Raw genomic sequence first — 19570 nt, 5'->3', positions numbered from 1 at the left:
CCGGACACAAGAAAACCTCAGGTCGGTGACCTGAGGTTTCCGGTTGAGTGCCGGAAGTCTTGCCTCAACAGGCTTCGGCTCTTCGTAGGGTGGGTAGAGCGGAGCGAAACCCGCCATCGGGCGACGGCGCTGGCCTCAGCTGTACACCGGCCAGGTCTCGACGATACGGCCATCGCGCACCGCCAACAGGTCGCCGAACTGCAGCAGCACCGATTCGGACTGGGTCGGCCGCAGGAATACCTGATCGTCCACACCCAGGCCAATTGCACTGGAGCCGTTGACCATCTCCTGGTTGGAGCTCCGGCCGTAGAGGCCGTTGAACCGCAGGCCGCTGGGCGACTCGAGTTCGGCCATCCAGTTGCCGCCGTAGATGAAGTAGGTTTCGCGCTGGTTGGGGTCCCACCAGGAGAACAGGGCCGACTTGCCGTCCAGCGCCGGAATCTTCACCGCCCCGGTGCTCTTGAGCACCGGCGTGGCGATGAAGGCCGCTGGCTGGTGATCCACCAGCGACGGCAGGTCGTAGTGAGTCGGCTTGACCAGCGCCGAACCCACCGACACCTCGCTGCTGGTGCGTTCGTTTTCATGCATGCGGTAGCTCGGGCTGCCGGCGGTGTTGAGCGTCAGACCCGGCTTCCATAGCGCTGCATGTTGCGTGCGGGCGTAATCGACGAAGCCGTCGTAGAGCGTCATGACCTTGGTGAAGAGTTCTTCCGGCGAACCGAGGATGCCGGGTACGCCCATTCCGACGAAGGGGTCGTAGCCCATGAAACCGGCGAACTCCAGATGCTGCGGGTTGGCACCGATCAAGGTGAGCATCCGCCCCAGGGTCGACTTGTCCTGCACCCCGCCGCGGTGCAGTCCGACATCCAGCTCGATGTTAATCCGCAGTCGCGTGTTCAGGCCTTGCGCCAGCGCGAGGTACTGCTGCAGGCGCTCGGGCGTGTCGAGTAACCATTGCAGCTGGGTCGCCGGGTCGAAGGGGCCGCGATGGTTCTGGTAGAACTCCTGCGCCGAGCGCACGGGCAGCGGCTTGCCGAGCAGCAGGTCGGCGTCGGGAAAACGCTCGGCATCGTGGTTGAGGAACGGCTGGTGGAACGACATCAGCCGGCGGGTGCCGGCGCGTTTGGCGATGTAGTCGAGCAGCTGCGGCGACGGCAGGGACTTCTCCACCAGGCGCAGTGCCTTGCAGGCGCGACGGACCGACTGCATCACCACGTCGATGTTGTGATCCAGACGGTCGAGGTCGATCAGCATCACCGGCCTCATAGGCCCGAAGGCCTTGAGCTCGCGATTCAACCTGGCGAAGTACTCGCTGTACGGGGCGCCCTTGTCGGCTGGTCGCAGCCAGGCGCCAACCCCGGCGAGCAGTACGCCCGCACCGGCCGTAGCGGCGATGAAGTTGCGGCGATTCATGAGTTCTCCTTGTTGTCAGGCCACGCCCAGGATCGATGACAGATGGGCATTGAGGAACTTGCCGTGGGGGTCCAGCTCCCGGCGCACCTCGGTGAACTCCTTCCAGCGCGGATAGAGCGGTTGCAAGGTGCGTGCGTTCAGCGTGTGCAACTTGCCCCAGTGCGGCCGGCCGGCGTACTTCCAGAAGATCGGCTCGATGGCGGCGAAGAAGTTGTGGTGGTCCATGCTGTAGTGCTGGTGCACGGAGATCGAGCAGCTGTCGCGTCCTTCGAACATGCTCAGGGGGATGTCGTCAGCCTTCACGTAGCGGTACTCGATGGGGAACCAGGTGCGCAGGTCCTTGTCGTGGATCAGCTTGAGAATCTCCCGCAGGCAGGCCGGGCCATGCTCGGCAGGGACCGAGTACTCCATCTCGTTGAAGCGCACATTGCGCACGTTGGCGTAGATCTCGTAGGACTCGCCGACCCGGTCATCGAAACTTGCGATGTGGCGCAGGCTGTTGAGCAGCGCCCGGCGCGCGGCGGGAAAGTCGCTGCCGTACTTGTCGAGGCCCTCGATGATGCTGACGAATTCGTTGCCGCCCTCCTCGGCCGGGTCCAGCGGCGGCGTCGCCGGGTCGGTGGTCTCGTTCAGGGCAATGGACAGCGCGTAGTCGGAATGGGTGATCACCAGCATTTCCCAGTGCTGGTTCTCGCGGGTGTTCTTCTCCACGTCTTCAAGCAGTTCCTCGGTGCTGGCGATCCATTGCCGCTCGCGCAGGCGATAGGCCTCGCGGTTCTGCATGCGTATCCGGGTCGCCACGCCGAGGGCGCCGAGGGATACGCGTGCGGCGTTGAAGACCTCGGGATTGCGCTGAGCGTCGCAGTCCAGCACGTCGCCGCTGGCGGTCACCAGTTGCATGCCCGTGACATGGGATGAGTAGGAGCCGAAGCCGACGCCGGTACCGTGAGTCGACGTGGAGATCGCCCCGGCCAGGGTCTGGTAATCGATGTCGGCCATGTTGCGCAGTGCCTGGCCGATCTCCTTCAGCGCCGGGCCCATGAGCGACATCGGTGTACCGGCGGCGAACTCGGCCTGCAGGGTAGCCGCGTCGTGCGCGAGGAGGCCGTTGAAGTAGCTGAGCGAAAGCAGGGTACCGTCGGTGGGCACCAGGGCGCTGAAGGAGTGCGCCGAGCCCACCGGGCGGACCTTGCCCTCGGCCTGGCGGATGATCTGGACCAATTCATCCAGGCTCTTCGGTGCCACTCGCGCCTGCGGCAGGCAGCTCTGCCCGCCGGACCAGTTGCGCCAGGGAATCAGGCGTGGCGCGCGAACCAGCTGCGCCATCACCGGGGTACTGGAAAGTGCCGTGAACGCGCCGGCGACGCCGGCCCGCTGCAGCAGCTGACGTCTGGTGAGGTGTATAGCCATGGGGGGACCTTGTGCTTAGTGGACGGGCTGACCGGACATGAAGGAAATCAGCGCCAGGAACTCCTCTTCCGAGCACTGCATGCACATGCCCATTGGCGGCATGCCGTTGTAGCCGTTGATGCTGTGATCCAGCAGGCTGTCCACCCCCTGGGCGACGCGTGGGCTCCAGGCCGCCACATCACCGGTCTGCGGTGCCCCGGAGGCCGGGTTGGCGTGGCACATCTTGCAGCTGTTGTCGTAGACCTGCGCCAGCTCCTTGTCAGCGGGCGTCAGCGTTGTAGCGGTGCGTGGCGTGGCGGATTCGGGGGCTTCACCGCAGCCGGCGAGCAATCCGGCCAGGGCCAGCAAGGCAGCGATGCGGAGCGGCCTCGATCTGGGTTTCTGCATGGCGTTCCTCTCTTGTGCCGTGCCGCCAGTGGGGCACGGGTTCTTGTTGTGACAGGCAGAGGGAAACACTAAGGCAGGCGCTGTCCGCGCCTGAGGGTATTGGCGGCCAACAAGGGGGGCTTATAAGGCCAGCGCATTGGCTACTGGCTGATTCGATGGGGGCGGCGCAAGTCGCCCATATCCCCGGCAAGCCATCATCAGGAACTCGCTTGTGCACCGAGATCTGGACTGCTGTTGGTTAACCGATATGCGCAAGGGATGTGGACCGCAGCAGATCCATCAGGGCCAGGATGATCAGGGTGGCGACTATGAACCTGGAAATGGCGATGAAGGTGGCCGGTAGCAGCGGCAAGTAGAGCAACCGTCGCAGCAGGGCGATCTGCGAGAACACGTACCAGATGCAAGCGAGGATCGTCAGAACCATCGCCAGCACTACCTGGATACCTGCCAGCAGGTTGGCCGCGATCAGCAGGATGGACAGAGGGGAGGCCAGGTAGCACTGGATGTAGAAGGGTTCACGCAGGGTCGTGGGGCTGACGCGGACGCGCCGCACCCGCAGCATGGCCATGGCGGGCATCAGCGCGTACAGGCCGTAGCTGAGGCTGAGCACCAGCAGCGTCAGCCACTCGCCGGAGATCCATGGCGAAGGTCGATCCGCTATGGCAAAGCCGAGGAGATGGGCGAGGACGATGGAAAGGATCAGCATCAGCGGTGGGCTGAGCATGCCGCTGAAGCGCCGATCAGGCTGCTGCGCGAGTTGTTGCCGGGTATAGAGCGAAACGGCGATGGGGTTGCGCAGCACTCGCCAGAGCGTTCGCGGAAAGGAAATGGGCCAGGCCGCGACCTTCCGGAAGAATGCTTCGAGCGATTGCAGGCTGCGCAAGACGACCACCATCCGACAAGCATCTGGAATGGTTGGGAGGTTGCCACGCGCCCGTTACAGGGACATCACGGGCAACCCACAACTGATCTGCGCGATGCGTTCGAAGCAGACCCAGTTCACCTGAGCTTAGCCGAGCGATCTCCGGTATTCGTTTTACCGCCAGCGGGGAAGGGCGCGACGTCAAGGACGACCGCGTCCGCTTGGAAATACGCGGACACCATCGCCCTGAATGCTGGGGCGCGGAAGGTGACGTGGCTGGACGCTCACGATTACCGGGGATGTCGATCTTCAGCGAGTGGTTAGGCGTCCGTGTCCCCTTGGCGCCGAAGGACGACATGCGTGGCCTTCTCCGAGGCTACGCATTCGTATCCCAGGGCCCGCAAGTCAACGCCTTCGAACAGCGCTTCTCCCCGGCCGAGGAGGACCGGCGCGATCGCAATGTGCAGTTCATCAATGAGGCCTTCCCGAAGGTACTGCCGGATGGTGTCCGGCCCACCGCCGATCCGTACGTCCATTCCGGCAGCGGCCTCGCGCGCCCGGTCGAGCGCCTCACGAATGCCCCCTGTTATGAAGTGGAACGTCGTGCCGCCTTCCATCTCGATAGGGGGACGAGCATGGTGGGTCAAGATGAAGGCTGGAACGTGATACGGCGGATTATCTCCCCACCAGCCTTTCCAGTTGGTGTCCGGCCAATTCCCACGAATGGGTCCGAACATGTTTCTCCCAAGAATCCAGGCCCCGACATTTTGAAAGCCACGGGCGGCGAAATCATCGTCAACTCCGGTCGTACCGTCGTCCTTGCCGAACAACGCCCGCTGGAATGTGCGTGTTGGGACCAGCCATTGGTGCAGCTCTGTCCCGCCAACGCCGAGCGGATTGTCGATGCTTTGCTCCGGGCCTGCTCCGTATCCGTCGAGCGAAATGGTGAAGCCCTCAACGCGAACCCGTGTCATCGTTTGCCTCCGTTTGGACGCTTGGCAGGTAATCAACGGACGCCGGTGAAGGCAGTACATCCGCATCAATGCCAGTTTAGAAAACGGCCAGAAACAACGCTCAATGACTACTGGTGGTCGAAAGCAAACGCGCAGAGCGTGAAAAATCTCCCCCTTGGCTCACGAACCTGGCCAAGACTGAATACAATTCGTGCCTGATTACCCTGGGCCATGAACATGGCTGCATCGAACAAGGAACTCGCCTCGATGGCTTCCCCAAATAAACAGCAAAAACGTGCCCAGCGTGCCAAAGCGAAGGCCAAACAGAACCGCTCGGGCAAAGCCAAGGCCAATGTCGTACATCCGCTGCTAGCCAATCCGCTGGTCAACGAGCCATTCGATGATGTCGAAATCGACCTGAGCACCTTCGATTTCAAAGACATCGAAGAGCACGGTTTCGACCCGGCACACTTTGATGACCTGTTCCAAGCGATGAAGGTCGGCGAAGGCATCAGCCTACTGGCGATGTGTTTGGTATTCCTGCAATACCCGGTATTGGAGCTGGTGGTCGCGGAGGAATCGCAAGAGTCGGCGATCGACTTCATGATGGGGCTGCTGATTGTCTACCGCGGGATCTTCCACGATGAAGACGAAGACACGGCAGTGAACTGGGTCGGTAGCGACGCTTTCCAGAAGGCCTACAACGAAGCCTCGATGATCCTGGAGAAGAAGAACGCTCGCGGCACCCCAAACACCCGTGTTTGAAAGAGGAAGGGGGGAGACCACGACCAGTTGTTATCGGTCTTTGCGTCTTGATAATCGCAGCAGGTCGCTGAGTAGCCTCGATTTCATGCAGTCGAACCGGACGTCCCAGATGCGGATTTCGCACCTGCAGGACTGCTTGTCAGTCGGGTGAGAAGCGCCGTGTACGCCAGCGATTGAGTGCCCCGCAGGCTCGGTTTCGCGCTCTACGTGGTTGCCGGCGGATAGGCGCTGAGGAAGGATTCATTTTTTGGAAAGGCCCTGCTGGAGCGGGGCGAGAAGGGAGATGTCAAGTTGGATTCCAGGGTGTGGTCGAAGTCGGGTTTTCTGTTGGTTTCCCTGATCGTGATCGTCGTCGATCAGTTGACGAAGTACATGGCCGATGCGTCATTGGAGTTCGGTCGCGCGGTAGCTGTTCTTCCTTTCTTCGATCTGCAGCTCTCCTACAACACAGGTGCAGCCTTTGGAATGCTTGGTGATGCAGGTGGCTGGCAGCGCATCCTGTTCGCCGCCATCGCCTTGGGCGTCATCGTGGCAATCCTGGTGTGGATCATCCGGCAGTCCAATGACCGCTTTGTCCATGTGCTCGGCCTGGCCCTGGTGCTTGGCGGCGCTGCCGGCAATCTGATAGATCGAGTCGCCTTCGGGCATGTCATCGATTTCGTTCTGCTCCATTGGCAGGGGCGAGGCTTTCCCAATTTCAACATTGCCGATGTCGCGATCAATGTCGGCGCCGTGATGGTGGTCCTGGGGTCCTTGAAGAGCAAGGAAACGCCCGAATGAGCTAGCATCCAGACGGATTTCCGACGCTGGCTGACTCGAAAGTCAGGACAATCCTTCTGGCTCGTGGTTAACTCAGCGTTTTCCTACAACACCACCTCAAACAAGGACTATTGCAATGGCTCAAGTAACCCTGAAGGGCAACCCGATCAACGTCGATGGCCAGCTGCCGCAGAAAGGCCAGCAGGCCCCGGCATTCAGCCTGGTCGGCGGCGACCTGGCCGACGTGACCCTGGCCAGCCTGAGCGGCAAGCGCAAGGTGCTGAACATCTTCCCGAGCATCGACACCCCGACCTGCGCCACTTCCGTGCGCAAGTTCAACGTCGAAGCCAGCAAGCTGCCGAACACTGTGGTGCTGTGCATCTCCGCCGACCTGCCGTTCGCCCAGAAGCGCTTCTGCGGTGCTGAAGGCCTGGAGAACGTGGTGAACCTGTCCACCATGCGCGGCGCCAACTTCCTCAAGGACTACGGCGTTGCCATCGCCAACGGCCCGCTGGTCGGCGTTGCCGCCCGTGCCGTCGTGGTGCTGGATGAGAACGACAAAGTCCTGCACAGCGAGCTGGTTGGCGAGATCGCCGACGAGCCGAACTACGCGGCTGCCATCGCCGTCCTGTAAGGGATGCGGGAATGAAGAAGGGAGGCCTGAGGCCTCCCTTTTTGTTTATGAGCCAGCAGATTTGTAGCTGCGTAGGATGGGTGGAGCGGAGCGATACCCATGCTGTTGATCGATGGGTTTCGTACCTCAACCCATCCTACGGACTGATTTACAGGGTCAGCTTCAAATTTCTGACCAGTGCCCCCGGCAGCAGCGCCGACCAGGTCTGGCGTTCGCCGTAGGTGCTGCTGGACAGCCGCAGCTGGCGTTCCTGGGTCAGGGCTTCCAGCTGGTCGCCGAGCAGGCTGAACAGGCTGTCATCGAAGCGCATGGTGTCCACCGGCGCCTGGATCTTGCCGTCTTCCACCCAGAAGGTGGCGAAGCGGGTCATGCCGGTCATGCGCGCGGCGGGCAGGTCGGACCAGTTCAGGTACCAGAGGTTGCCGATATAGAGGCCGTGGTCCAGTTGCTCCAGCGCCTTGTCCGCCGGCAGGGTGCCAGGGCCCATCACCAACGACTGGGTGGCTTCATTGGCATCCGCACAGTTGGCTTCCAGGCCGTACTCGCGAGCACTGCGGGGATAGACCAGTTGCCCGGCCAGCTTGCCGTCGCGCACCAGGGCCACGTCGCTGCGCGGCGCGCCTTCGGGGCCGAAGGCCGGGGCGAGGGCGCCGGCCACCTGTTCGTCCAGGTTCAGCAGGGGACTGAAAGAAGCGCTGCCGTCCTGCAGGCGCTGCAGGGGGCTTTCCTTGTTGGCCAGGGCGCGGGCCGAGAAGCCGGTCCAGGACAGCATGCCCAGCACTTCGTCCAGGGCGGCCGGTGCCAGGTAGGCACGATAGTCGCCGGGCTGCAGGTGGCGCACCGGCTTGCCCAGGTGTTCCAGTTGCTGGCGGGCATTGGTGAAGCGGCTGACGAAATCGGCAGCGTCCCAGCGCGCGCCGGCGTAGTCGGCCTTCACCGCCTGGTGGTTGGCGTGGAACAGGCTCCAATCGAAGCTGAAGCAGTGGGCCGCGTGCCAGCCAAGGGCGCCGAAGCTGTTGGCGAAGCCCCGGTACAGCGGTCCTGCGGCGTAGATGCCCACGAGGTCGAGGCCGTTGGCCGCCTTGTCGATCTCGGCCAGCACGCTGGTGCAGTCGGGGAGGGCAGCGTCGTCCACCGTGCGGCGGTGCCAGGCGGAGCGTTCCACTTGCAGGTACGGGTCCGGCGGCAGCTGGCAGATCACCAGGCGCAGTTGCACCAGACCTTCGGCCAGGCGCTGGCGGTCGCTTTCCAGGTCGCCGGACAGGGTGATGGCGATTTCTGCGCTGCGGTCGTCGCGGATCAGGCGCAAACGTCCGATGGCCTGAATCACATGACCGGCCTGGCGCACCTGGGCCCGGTTGAACCGGATGAATTCGGATTCCTCGGCGCTGTACCAGAGGCTGAAGTCCTCACCTGCCTGCAGGTTGGTGCGCAGGCTCTCGGCCAGGGCTGTGAAGCGGGATTCTGCGTCGGCCATCACTGGGCTCCTCCAAAGACTTCCACTTGTCTGAAGACGCATGCGGGCGAGGCGTGGCCCACACGCACCACCTGATTGGGCTCACCCTTGCCGCAGTAGGGCGTGCCGTGCACCTCGAAGGTACTGGCATCACCTACGGCAGCAAGGCTTCGCCAGAAGTGGGCGGATACGCCTCGGTAGTTGGGGTTCTTCACAACGCCCCCGAGCTCGCCATTTTCAATGATCCGGCCCCATTCGCAACCGAACTGGAACTTGTTGCGGGCGTCGTCGATGGACCAGGACCGGTTGGTGCTCATCAGCACGCCGTGCTCGATGCCGGCGATGAGCTGGGCCAGGCTCTGGTCGCCCGGCTCAAGGTTGAGGTTGGCCATGCGGTCGATGGGGGCACGGTTCCAGTTGCTGGCGCGGCTGTTGGCCACGCCCGGCAGGCCGCTGCGCTGCTGGGAAAGCGCACCGCCCAGGGGACGCAGCAGCAGGCCGTTGCTGATGAGCATTTCCTTGCGCGCCGGCTGGCCGTCGTCATCAAAGTCGTAGCTGGCCAACTCTTCCGGCACGCCGGGGTCAAAGCTGATGTTCAGCAGCGTCGATCCGTACTGGTAGCGGCCAAAGTCCTCCAGGCCGATGAAGCTGGTGCCGGCGTAGTTGCGTTCGTCGCCGAGGATGCGGTCCAGCTCCAGCGGATGGCCGATGGATTCGTGGATCTGCAGCATCATCTGGTCCGGCATCAGCAGCAGGTCGGTGGTGCCGCTGGGCGCATTGGGCGCCAGCAGCAATTGCAGGGCTTCGTCCGCCACCCTGGCTGCGGCTCCGGCAAAGCCCAGGCGCTGCAGGACTTCCATGCCGCCCTGCTGGCCGCTGCCGTAGCCGCCGAAGCTGCGGGTCTGGCTGTCGCTGCCGTCGAAGGCGGTGACGCTGATGCCCGGATAGGTGAAGCGCAGGTCCTGCCATTGCTCGGCGCCGGCGCTGTTGAGGTAGAGCTGCTCATGGCGCTGGGCGTCCAGATAGAGGTTCCAGTTGACCAGGCGTGGGTCGTCGGGAATGTGCGCCGACTCCTCGGCGAGCAACTCGAAGCGCTCGGCAAGGCTGGGGTAGGGCTGGTCCAGCCCCGGCGAACGGTACTGGGCGCTGAAAGGCGGCGGCTCCAGCCGGCTCTGGTCGACCAGGGCATAGCGGGCGATCTGCCGGGCCAGCGTCTCGGCCTGGTCCAGCGCCCGCTGCAGGCCGGCCTGGCTGAGGTCGGCGGTGGCCGCGTAGGCCTCCACGCCAGCCAGGCGTACGCTGAGCATTGCGCCCATGTCCTGGCTGAGGGACGGCGGCTCGGCGACGCCCCGGCGCAGCAGGGCCTGCTCGCTGGTCTGGCGGACGACGCGCAGGGAATGGAACTCGGCGCGGGTGGCAAGGGCGGCGAAGCGCTGCCTGAAACGTTCGAACACGGAGCTCTCCCTGGTCCGGTGAAATCAGTTGTGCCCACAAAGCAGGGCGATTGCAGGTCATTAAGGATAGTTCGCTGCGTCAGGCCTAGGTAAATAGCCGGTAAATTGACTTTGCCTTCTGCTTTCAACTGCTTATCGTTCACGCTCTCGCCTATCTCGACCTGAATCATGTCCCCGATCACTGAGAAATCCCCGAACTCCCGTTCCTTCCGTAACTGGCTGGTCATCGCCGTCGCCTTGCTGGCGCTCGTGCTCCTGATCTGGTGGCTCTGGCCGGAAACCGCCGCCAAGTCCAATCATCAGGGAGGCCGGGGAGGGCCGGGGCGTCCCGGCTTCGGCGCCTTCTCGGGACCGGTGCCGGTGCGCGTCGCCACCATCACTCAGGGCGATTTCCCGGTCTATCTCAAGGCCCTGGGCACCGTTACCGCGCTGAACACGGTGAATGTGCGCGGCCGCGTCGACGGTGAGCTGGTCAAGCTGCAGTTCGAGGAGGGCCAACAGGTCAAGGCCGGTGATTTGCTGGCGGTGATCGATCCGCGTCCTTATCAGGTTGCCCTGCAACAAGCCGAAGGGACCCTGGCGCAGAACCGCGCGCAGCTGAAGAACGCCGAAATCGACCTGGCCCGCTACAAGGGCCTGTACGCCGAAGACAGCATTGCCAAGCAGACCCTGGACACCCAGGAAGCGCTGGTGGCGCAGTATCGCGGCACCATCAAGACCAACGAGGCAGCGGTGGCCGAAGCCAAGCTGAACCTCGACTTCACGCAGGTGCGTGCACCTATCGCCGGCCGCCTGGGCCTGCGCCAGGTGGACCTGGGCAACCTGGTGAGCAGCGGCGACACCACGCCGCTGGTGGTGATCACCCAGACCCGGCCCATCAGCGTTGCCTTCACCCTGCCCGAAGGCCAGCTGCCTGAAGTGGTCAGCCGCTTCCGCGCCGGCCAGCCCCTGGCGGTCGAGGCCTGGGACCGCAACGACAAACGCCTGCAAGCCGAAGGGGTGCTGCAAAGCCTGGACAACCAGATCGACACCACCACCGGCACCCTGAAGCTCAAGGCGCGTTTCGCCAACGATGACGAGATGCTCTTCCCCAACCAGTTCGTGAACATCCGCCTGCGTGCCGAGATGCTGCCGCAAGCCGTGTTGATTCCGTCCGCCGCCGTGCAGTTCGGCAGCCAGGGCACCTTCGCCTACGTGATGGACGGCGAGAAGAAGGTGAAGGTTCGCAAGCTGGAAACCGGCCCGGACGACGGCGAGCGCACCGTGGTCAAGAGCGGCCTGCAACCGGGTGAGCGCGTGGTACTGGAAGGTACCGACCGCCTGCGCGACGGCAGCGACGTGGAAGTGGTGCACGACGCCGACGAAATCCCCAGCCAGCCCACTGAACAGCTGCAGGGCGCCAAGCCTGAAGGCCAGGACGCGAAAGGCGGCGTATGAACCTCTCTCGCCTGTTCATTCTGCGACCGGTCGCCACCACCCTGAGCATGCTGGCGATCCTCCTCGCCGGCCTGATCGCCTACCGCCTGCTGCCGGTTTCCGCGCTGCCGGAGGTGGATTACCCGACCATCCGCGTCCTCACCCTTTATCCGGGCGCTAGCCCGGACGTGATGACCAGCGCCGTCACCGCGCCGCTGGAGCGCCAGTTCGGGCAGATGCCGGGGCTGACCCAGATGTCCTCCACCAGCTCCGGCGGGGCTTCGGTCATCACCCTGCGCTTCAGCCTGGAAGTGGAGCTGGACGTGGCCGAGCAGGAGGTGCAGGCGGCCATCAACGCGGCCACCAACCTGTTGCCCAACGACCTGCCGGCGCCGCCGGTCTACAACAAGGTCAACCCGGCCGATACCCCGGTACTGACCCTCGCCATCAGCTCGAAGACCATGCCGCTGCCCAAGTTGCATAGCCTGGTGGACACCCGCATGGCGCAGAAACTGGCGCAGATCAGCGGCGTGGGCATGGTCAGCATCGCCGGCGGCCAGCGCCAGGCGGTGCGCATTCGCGTCAATCCCGAAGCCCTGGCGGCCAATGGCCTGAACCTGTCGGACGTGCGCAGCCTGGTCAGCGCCTCCAACGTCAACCAGCCCAAGGGCAACTTCGACGGCCCCACCCGCGTGTCCATGCTGGACGCCAACGACCAGCTCAAGTCCGCCGAGGAATACGCCAACCTCATCGTCGCCTACAACAATGGCGCCGCTCTGCGACTGAAGGACGTGGCGGAGATCGTCGACGGCGCCGAGAACGAACGCCTCGCTGCCTGGGCCAACCAGAACGAGGCGGTGCTGCTGAACATTCAGCGCCAGCCGGGCGCCAACGTGATCGAAGTGGTGGATCGCATCCAGGCGCTGCTGCCGTCGATCACCGCCAACCTGCCGGCGGGTATCGATGTCGTCGTGCTCACCGACCGCACCCAGACTATCCGCGCCGCCATCACCGACGTGCGGCACGAACTGTTCCTCGCCATCGCCCTGGTGGTGATGGTGACCTTCCTGTTCCTGCGCCGGATGAGCGCCACCATCATCCCCTCCATCGCCGTACCGCTGTCCCTGGTGGGCACCTTCGCGGTGATGTACCTGGCCGGCTTCTCCATCAACAACCTGACGCTGATGGCCCTGACCATCGCCACCGGCTTCGTGGTGGATGACGCCATCGTCATGCTGGAGAACATCGCCCGCCACCTGGAGGAGGGCGAAACGCCGCTCAACGCCGCGCTCAAGGGCGCGAAGCAGATCGGCTTCACCCTGATTTCCCTGACCTTCTCGCTGATCGCGGTACTGATCCCGCTGCTCTTCATGGCAGACGTGGTGGGCCGGCTGTTCCGCGAGTTCGCCATCACTCTCGCGGTGGCCATCCTGATCTCGCTGGTGGTGTCCCTGACCCTGACGCCGATGATGTGCGCGCGCCTGCTCAAGCGGGAGAAGAAAGAGGAGGAGGGCGGCTTCTACAAGGCCAGCGGCGATTTCATCGACGGCATGATCGAGCGCTACGGCCGCGGTCTGCAGTGGGTCCTGCGGCACCAGGGGCTGACCCTGCTGGTGGCTGTCGGCACCCTGGTGCTCACCGTGGTGCTCTACCTGGCCGTGCCCAAGGGCTTCTTCCCGGTGCAGGACACCGGCGTCATCCAGGGTATTACCGAAGCGCCGCAGTCGGTGTCCTTCCGCTCGATGAGCGAACGCCAGCAAAAGATTGCTGCGCTGATCCTCAAGGACCCGGCCGTGGCCAGCCTGACCTCCTACATCGGTGTGGACGGCGACAACGTCACCCTCAACAGCGGCCGCATGCTGATCAACCTCAAGCCCCACGGCGAGCGCGAGGTAACCGCCAGTGAGGTGATTGCGCGCCTGCAGCCCGAGCTGGACAAACAGAGCGACATCCGCCTTTACCTGCAGCCGGTGCAGGACCTGACCATCGAGGACCGGGTCAGCCGCACCCAGTTCCAGTTCAGCCTGGAGTCCCCGGACGCCGATCTGCTCAACGAGTGGACGGTCAAGCTGGTGGACGCCCTGCGCCAGCAGCCGGAACTCTCGGACGTGGCCAGCGACCTTCAGGACAAGGGCCTGCAGGTGTACCTGAACATCGACCGCGACATGGCCGGGCGCCTGGGCGTGGAAATCTCCGCCATCACCGATGCGCTCTACGACGCCTTCGGCCAGCGGCAGATCTCCACCATCTTCACCCAGGCCAGCCAGTACCGCGTGGTGCTGGAGTCCTCCGCCGGCCAGGCGATCGGCCCGCAGGCGCTGCAGCAGATCCACGTCGCCAACCGTGACGGCGGGCAGGTGCCGCTGTCGGCCCTGGCGCACGTCGAGGAGCGCCAGACCCAACTGGCCATCAACCACATCGGCCAGTTCCCGGCGGTGACCCTGTCCTTCAACCTGGCTCCGGGCGTTGCCTTGGGCGAGGCGGTGGCGGTGATCGAGCGGGTGCAGCAGGACATCGGCATGCCCGAAGGCATCCAGACCCGCTTCCAGGGTGCGGCGGCGGCCTTCCAGGCATCCCTGTCCAGCACCCTGCTGCTGATCCTGGCGGCGGTGGTGACCATGTACATCGTGCTGGGTGTGCTCTACGAGAGCTACATCCATCCAGTGACCATCCTCTCCACGCTGCCCTCGGCGGGCGTCGGTGCCTTGCTGGCGTTGCTGCTGACCGGCAACGACCTGGGCCTGATCGCCATCATCGGCATCATCCTGTTGATCGGCATCGTGAAGAAGAACGCCATCATGATGATCGACTTCGCCCTGGAGGCGGAGCGGCACCAGGGCATGTCACCCGAGGCGGCCATCTACCAGGCTGCGCTGCTGCGCTTCCGGCCGATCCTGATGACCACCCTGGCGGCCCTGTTCGGCGCCGTGCCGCTGATGCTCGCCACCGGCTCCGGGGCCGAGCTGCGCCAGCCGCTGGGCCTGGTGATGGTCGGCGGCCTGCTGCTTTCCCAGGTACTGACCCTGTTCACCACCCCGGTGATCTACCTGGCCTTCGACCGCCTGGCCCGCCGCTTCACCGGCCGCAGCGCGGCGGGGGTGGCGGTATGAGTAATGGTCATGGCACGAACTGCCCCCTCTCCCTCTGGGGCGAATCAGGCACGCTTTTGGAAGCACTGCTTCCTGTGCCTGTGAGCGCCAGTACGCGCAGCGTTCTGGCCGGGGCGCAGGGCGGGGTTGGGGTGAGGGTAGCCAAGCCCCGCTCGGCCTCCAGCAACGACCGCCATCCCTCATCCGACCCTTCGGGCCACCTTCTCCCAGAGGGAGAAGGGAAATGAACCTCTCCGCCCCCTTCATCCATCGCCCGGTCGCCACCATGCTGCTGAGCCTGGCGATCCTGCTGCTGGGTAGCGTCAGCTTCGGCCTGCTGCCAGTATCGCCGCTGCCGCAGATGGACTTCCCGGTGATCACCGTGCAGGCCAGCCTGCCCGGTGCCAGCCCGGAGATCATGGCGTCCAGCGTCACCACGCCGCTGGAACGCTCGCTGGGCACCATTGCCGGCATCAACCAGATGACCAGCCGCACCAGCCAGGGCTCGACGCGGATCATCGTGCAGTTCGACCTGGACCGGGACATCAATGGCGCCGCCCGCGACGTGCAGGCGGCCATCAACGCCTCGCGCAACCTGCTGCCCAGCGGTATGCGCAGCATGCCCACCTACAAGAAGGTCAACCCGTCCCAGGCGCCGATCATGGTCCTGTCGCTGACCTCCGACGTGAAGGAGAAAGGCGAGCTCTACGACCTGGCGTCCACCATCCTTGCCCAGAGCCTGTCCCAGGTTAAGGGCGTGGGCGAGGTACAGATCGGCGGCAGCTCCCTGCCGGCCGTGCGGGTGGAGCTGGAACCGCAACTGCTGACTCAGTACGGCATCGCCCTGGACGACGTGCGCAGCACCATTGCCGCTGCCAACCAGCGCCGGCCCAAGGGCGCGGTGGAAGACGCCGAGCGCCACTGGCAGGTGGGCGCAAACGACCAACTGGAGAAGGCCGCCGACTACGCGCCGCTGATCATCCGCTACCAGGACGGCGCCGCCCTGCGACTGGGCGACGTGGCCAAGGTCCGGGACGCGGTGGAAGACCGCTACAACAGTGGCTTCTTCAACGACGACTCGGCGGTGCTGCTGGTGATCAACCGCCAGGCCGGCGCCAACATCATCGAGACCATCGAAAGCATCAAGCAGCAGCTCCCCGCGCTGCAGGCGGTGCTGCCGGCCAGCGTCAAGCTGGACCTGGCCATGGACCGCTCGCCGGTGATCCGCGCCACCCTGCACGAAGCCGAACGCACCCTGCTGATCGCCGTCGGCCTGGTGATACTGGTGGTCTACCTGTTCCTGGGCAACCTGCGTGCCTCGCTGATCCCGGCGCTGGCGGTGCCGGTGTCCCTGGTGGGCACCTTCGCCGTGATGTACCTGATGGGCTTCTCGCTCAATGTGCTGTCGCTGATGGCGCTGATCCTTGCCGCCGGCCTGGTGGTGGACGACGCCATCGTGGTGCTGGAAAACATCTCACGGCACATCAACGAGGGCATGGCGCCGTTCAAGGCGGCGCTGCAGGGTACCCGCGAAGTCGGTTTCACCCTGTTGTCGATGAACCTCTCGCTGGTGGCGGTGTTCGTCTCCATCCTGTTCATGGGCGGCATCATCGACCGGCTGTTCCGCGAGTTCTCGTTGACCCTGGCGGTGGCCATCCTCGTTTCGCTGCTGGTGTCCCTGACCCTGACGCCGATGCTCTGCGCGCGCTGGCTGAAACCCCACGTGCCCGACAAGGACAGCCGCCTGCAACGCTGGAGCGAGGCCTTGCATACGCGCATGGTCGGCGTCTACGACCGGACCTTGGGCGTGGCCCTGCGCCATCCGCGCCTGACCCTGGCCAGCCTGTTGCTCACCATCGGCTGCAACATCGCCCTCTACGTGCTGGTGCCCAAGACCTTCCTGCCGCAGCAGGACACCGGCCAGTTGATCGGCTTCATCCGTGGCGACGACGGCCTGTCCTTCACCGTGATGCAGCCGAAGATGGAAATCTTCCGCCGCGCCGTCCTCAAGGACCCGGCGGTGGAAAGCGTCGCCGGCTTCATCGGTGGCAGCGGCGGCATCAACAACGCGTTCATGATCGTGCGCCTGAAGCCCATTGCCGAGCGCAAGGCATCGGCGCAGAAAGTGATCGAACGCCTGCGCGCCGACCTGCCCAAGGTGCCCGGCGGCCGATTGATGCTGATGGCCGACCAGGACCTGCAGTTCGGTGGCGGGCGCGAGCAGCGCAGCTCGCAGTACGAGTACGTGCTGCAGAGCGGCGAGCTATCCGACCTTCGCACCTGGGGGCCGAAGGTCACCGCCGCGCTCAAGGCATTGCCGGAACTCACGGCCATCGATGCCAACGAAGGCGAGGGTGCCCAGCAGGTCACCCTGCAAGTGGACCGCGACACCGCCAAGCGTCTGGGCATCGACATGTCCATGGTCACCACCGCCCTGAACAACGCCTACAGCCAGCGGCAGATCTCCACCATCTACGACACCCTGAACCAGTACCAGGTGGTGATGGAGGTCAACCCGAAGTACGCCCAGGACCCGGAAACCCTCAAGCAGGTCCAACTGGTCACCGCCGACGGTCAGCGCGTGCCGCTGTCCAGCTTCGCCCGCTACGAGCGCAGTCTGGAGGAAGACCGGGTCAACCACGAAGGCCAGTTCGCCTCGGAGAGCATCGCCTTCGACCTGGCGCCCGGCGTCAGCCTGGACAAGGCCACCGTGGCCATCGAGAAGGCAGTGGCCGCCATCGGCCTGCCCAGCTCGGTGATCGCCCGCATGGGCGGCAGTGCCGACGCCTTCCAGAGCACCCAGCAGAACCAGCCGTGGATGATCCTCGCCGCCCTGGTGCTGGTGTACCTGGTGCTCGGCATCCTCTACGAGAGCTATGTCCATCCGCTGACCATCCTCTCGACGTTGCCGTCGGCGGGGGTTGGCGCGCTGCTGGCGATCCTGCTCACCGGCGGGGAGTTCAGCCTGATCTCGCTGTTGGGGCTGTTCCTGCTGATCGGCGTGGTGAAGAAGAACGCCATCATGATGATCGACCTCGCCCTGCAACTCGAACGCCAGGAAGGCATGGGTCCGGAGGATTCCATCCGCCAGGCCTGCCTGCTGCGCCTGCGGCCGATCCTGATGACCACCATCGCCGCCATCCTTGGCGCCGTGCCGCTGCTGATCGGCGGCACGGAAGGCGCGGAAATGCGCCAGCCGCTGGGTGTGGCCATCATTGGCGGCCTGGTGCTGAGCCAGTTGCTGACCCTCTACACGACCCCCGTGGTCTACCTCTACCTCGACCGTCTGCGCCATCGCTTCAATCGCTGGCGTGGCGTGCGCACTGACGCCGCTCTGGAAACACCGCTATGAACACCGCCGCTCATTCCCTGAAACCCCTGCGTCGTGCGATGGTCCTGGCGCTTGCCGGCCTGTTGCTCGGTGGCTGCGCCATCGGCCCGGACTACAAGCGTCCGGAACAGAGCGTGCCCGCGCAGTTCAAGCATGCCGAAGGCTGGACCCTGGCCACCCCGGCGGACCTGGAGCACCGTGGCCGCTGGTGGGAGCTTTACGGCGACGCCACCCTCAACGACCTGCAACTGCGCCTGGAACAGTCCAACCAGACCCTGGCCCAGTCGGTCGCCCAGTACCGCCAGGCCCAGGCATTGGCCCGTGGCGCCCGCGCTTCGTTCTTCCCCTCGGTCACCGGCAATGTGGCCAAGACCCGCTCGGGGCAGGGCGGTGGCGACAGCACCGTGCGCCTGTCCGATGGCTCCACGGTCACCAGCTCCGGCGGCGGTGGCGTGTCCAAGAGCTATGACGCCAGCCTTGGCGTGAACTGGGAAATCGACCTGTGGGGCAAGCTGCGCCGCCAACTGGAGTCCGACACTGCGAACATGCAGGCCAGCGCCGCCGACCTCGCTGCCGCGCGCCTCAGCCTGCAATCGGAGCTGGCGCAGAACTACCTGCAGCTGCGCGTGCTGGACGCCCAGAAGCGCCTGCTGGAAGCGACCATCGCCGGTTATCAGCGCGCCCTGACCTTGACCCAGAACCAGTACAAGGCCGGGATCGTCACCCGCGCCGACGTGGCCCAGGCCACCACCCAGCTCAAGAGCACCGAGGCCCAGGCCATCGACCTCAAGTTCCAGCGCGCGCAACTGGAGAACGCCATCGCCGTACTGGTCGGCGTGCCGCCGGCGGAGTTCAGCCTGGCCGAGGTGGACAGCGTCCCGGCACTGCCGAGCGTGCCGGCCCTGCTGCCGTCGCAACTGCTGGAACGCCGTCCGGATGTGGCCTCGGCCGAACGCGACATGATGTCCGCCAACGCCCAGATAGGCGTCGCCAAGTCGGCCTACTTCCCCAGCCTCAGCCTCAGTGCCGCCGGCGGCTACCGCAGCGGCAGCCTGCACGACTGGATCACCACGCCGAACCGCTTCTGGTCCATCGGGCCGGAATTCGCCATGACCCTGTTCGACGGTGGCCTGATCCGCTCCCAGGTAGCCCAGGCCGAAGCCAGCTACGACCAGACCGTCGCCGCCTACCGCCAGACCGTGCTGGACAGCTTCCGCGAAACCGAGGACTACATGGTCCAGCTCGACGTGCTGGAGGAGGAGAGTGGGGTACAGCAGGAAGCCCTGGACGCGGCGCGCGAAGCCCTGCGCCTGATCACCAACCAGTACAAGGCCGGCACGGTGGACTACAACAGCGTGGTCACCAACCAGGCCACCGCGCTGAACAACGAACGCACCGTCCTGACCCTCATGGGTACTCGCCTGACCACCAGCGTCCAGCTCATTGCAGCGCTGGGCGGGGGCTGGGAGCAGGGGCAGCTGGAACAGGTGGATTCGGATTCAGAAGAGACTCCGTAATCGCTTTTCTGTGGGGGCGAATTCATTTGAACTTGGGAAACCACGTCCTTAGGGCGTGGTCATGAGTCATCGGCTCTGCCTGTGACGATCGAAATGCTCCGAGTGGCAGGCTGAAGTCGGGGCT

General features: G+C 64.7%; 14 protein-coding genes. 7 read left to right on the top strand and 7 right to left on the bottom strand.

The window, feature by feature from the left end; genetic code table 11:
- Positions 1 to 135 precede the first annotated feature (135 nt).
- The 5 genes from E8F06_RS12465 to E8F06_RS12445 all read right to left on the bottom strand — a co-directional run bounded on the left by E8F06_RS12465 (position 136) and on the right by E8F06_RS12445 (position 5046).
- Positions 136 to 1344 carry a DSD1 family PLP-dependent enzyme gene (locus E8F06_RS12465; protein WP_280367596.1) on the bottom strand — a complete coding sequence of 403 codons (1209 nt, stop codon included), beginning with the start codon at positions 1342 to 1344 and terminating at the stop codon, positions 136 to 138.
- Between the two features lie 84 nt (positions 1345 to 1428).
- Positions 1429 to 2739 carry a D-arabinono-1,4-lactone oxidase gene (locus tag E8F06_RS12460; protein WP_280367594.1) on the bottom strand — a complete coding sequence of 437 codons (1311 nt, stop codon included), beginning with the start codon at positions 2737 to 2739 and terminating at the stop codon, positions 1429 to 1431.
- 99 nt (positions 2740 to 2838) lie between these two features.
- Entirely contained in the window at positions 2839 to 3210 is a 372-nt protein-coding gene (locus E8F06_RS12455; protein WP_280367520.1) for a cytochrome c5 family protein, read from the bottom strand.
- A gap of 238 nt (positions 3211 to 3448) precedes the next feature.
- Positions 3449 to 4093 carry a hypothetical protein gene (locus tag E8F06_RS12450; protein WP_280367517.1) on the bottom strand — a complete coding sequence of 215 codons (645 nt, stop codon included), beginning with the start codon at positions 4091 to 4093 and terminating at the stop codon, positions 3449 to 3451.
- A 299-nt stretch (positions 4094 to 4392) separates the two neighbouring features.
- Positions 4393 to 5046 carry a dihydrofolate reductase family protein gene (locus tag E8F06_RS12445; protein ID WP_280367515.1) on the bottom strand — a complete coding sequence of 218 codons (654 nt, stop codon included), beginning with the start codon at positions 5044 to 5046 and terminating at the stop codon, positions 4393 to 4395.
- Positions 5047 to 5292: 246 nt separating this feature from the next.
- Here E8F06_RS12445 and E8F06_RS12440 point away from each other — a divergent pair, with 246 nt between their 5' ends.
- The 3 genes from E8F06_RS12440 (at position 5293) to tpx (ending at position 7183) form a co-directional block, all read left to right on the top strand.
- Positions 5293 to 5790, top strand: coding sequence for a hypothetical protein (locus E8F06_RS12440; protein WP_280367592.1), 498 nt, complete (start codon positions 5293 to 5295; stop codon positions 5788 to 5790).
- Between the two features lie 291 nt (positions 5791 to 6081).
- Positions 6082 to 6570: a signal peptidase II gene (gene lspA, locus E8F06_RS12435; RefSeq protein WP_280367513.1), complete on the top strand. Its 489-nt coding sequence runs from the start codon at positions 6082 to 6084 to the stop codon at positions 6568 to 6570.
- A 115-nt stretch (positions 6571 to 6685) separates the two neighbouring features.
- Positions 6686 to 7183 (top strand): thiol peroxidase, encoded by a 498-nt coding sequence (gene tpx, locus E8F06_RS12430; RefSeq protein ID WP_280367511.1) that lies wholly within the window; start codon positions 6686 to 6688, stop codon positions 7181 to 7183.
- Positions 7184 to 7331: 148 nt separating this feature from the next.
- Here the strand turns inward: tpx and E8F06_RS12425 are convergent, their stop codons facing one another.
- Both E8F06_RS12425 and E8F06_RS12420 read right to left on the bottom strand, forming a co-directional pair.
- The gene (locus tag E8F06_RS12425; protein WP_280367509.1) at positions 7332 to 8660 is read right to left on the bottom strand and encodes a TldD/PmbA family protein; all 1329 of its coding nucleotides are present in this window, start codon (positions 8658 to 8660) and stop codon (positions 7332 to 7334) included.
- Positions 8660 to 10093: a TldD/PmbA family protein gene (locus tag E8F06_RS12420; RefSeq protein WP_280367507.1), complete on the bottom strand. Its 1434-nt coding sequence runs from the start codon at positions 10091 to 10093 to the stop codon at positions 8660 to 8662. The genes E8F06_RS12425 and E8F06_RS12420 overlap by 1 nt, the downstream gene beginning before the upstream one ends.
- A gap of 168 nt (positions 10094 to 10261) precedes the next feature.
- On the opposite strand from E8F06_RS12420, the gene E8F06_RS12415 reads away from it, so the two are divergent.
- The 4 genes from E8F06_RS12415 to E8F06_RS12400 all read left to right on the top strand — a co-directional run bounded on the left by E8F06_RS12415 (position 10262) and on the right by E8F06_RS12400 (position 19446).
- Entirely contained in the window at positions 10262 to 11530 is a 1269-nt protein-coding gene (locus tag E8F06_RS12415) for an MdtA/MuxA family multidrug efflux RND transporter periplasmic adaptor subunit (protein ID WP_280367505.1), read from the top strand.
- The gene (locus E8F06_RS12410) at positions 11527 to 14619 is read left to right on the top strand and encodes an MdtB/MuxB family multidrug efflux RND transporter permease subunit (RefSeq protein WP_280367503.1); all 3093 of its coding nucleotides are present in this window, start codon (positions 11527 to 11529) and stop codon (positions 14617 to 14619) included. Before E8F06_RS12415 ends, E8F06_RS12410 begins: the two co-directional genes overlap by 4 nt.
- Positions 14620 to 14842: 223 nt before the next feature.
- Entirely contained in the window at positions 14843 to 17950 is a 3108-nt protein-coding gene (locus E8F06_RS12405; protein WP_280367501.1) for a multidrug efflux RND transporter permease subunit, read from the top strand.
- A gap of 38 nt (positions 17951 to 17988) precedes the next feature.
- Positions 17989 to 19446, top strand: coding sequence for an efflux transporter outer membrane subunit (locus E8F06_RS12400; RefSeq protein ID WP_280367590.1), 1458 nt, complete (start codon positions 17989 to 17991; stop codon positions 19444 to 19446).
- The last annotated feature ends 124 nt before the right edge of the window (positions 19447 to 19570 follow it).

Origin of the sequence: Pseudomonas sp. BN411 (assembly GCF_029871235.1) — a bacterium.
GTDB lineage: Bacteria > Pseudomonadota > Gammaproteobacteria > Pseudomonadales > Pseudomonadaceae > Metapseudomonas.
Note: the sequence above shows the minus strand (reverse complement) of the source record. Positions and strands in the feature narration are given on the sequence as shown.

Bases quoted from the DNA above. Each gene is read 5' to 3' on its own strand.
- E8F06_RS12460 (WP_280367594.1), bottom strand. From the start codon at position 2,739: ATGGCGCAGCTGGTTCGCGCGCCACGCCTGATTCCCTGGCGCAACTGG.
- E8F06_RS12455 (WP_280367520.1), bottom strand. From the start codon at position 3,210: ATGCAGAAACCCAGATCGAGGCCGCTCCGCATCGCTGCCTTGCTGGCC.
- E8F06_RS12445 (WP_280367515.1), bottom strand. From the start codon at position 5,046: ATGACACGGGTTCGCGTTGAGGGCTTCACCATTTCGCTCGACGGATAC.
- E8F06_RS12440 (WP_280367592.1), top strand. From the start codon at position 5,293: ATGGCTTCCCCAAATAAACAGCAAAAACGTGCCCAGCGTGCCAAAGCG.
- tpx (WP_280367511.1), top strand. From the start codon at position 6,686: ATGGCTCAAGTAACCCTGAAGGGCAACCCGATCAACGTCGATGGCCAG.
- E8F06_RS12425 (WP_280367509.1), bottom strand. From the start codon at position 8,660: ATGGCCGACGCAGAATCCCGCTTCACAGCCCTGGCCGAGAGCCTGCGC.
- E8F06_RS12415 (WP_280367505.1), top strand. From the start codon at position 10,262: ATGTCCCCGATCACTGAGAAATCCCCGAACTCCCGTTCCTTCCGTAAC.
- E8F06_RS12410 (WP_280367503.1), top strand. From the start codon at position 11,527: ATGAACCTCTCTCGCCTGTTCATTCTGCGACCGGTCGCCACCACCCTG.
- E8F06_RS12405 (WP_280367501.1), top strand. From the start codon at position 14,843: ATGAACCTCTCCGCCCCCTTCATCCATCGCCCGGTCGCCACCATGCTG.
- E8F06_RS12400 (WP_280367590.1), top strand. From the start codon at position 17,989: ATGGTCCTGGCGCTTGCCGGCCTGTTGCTCGGTGGCTGCGCCATCGGC.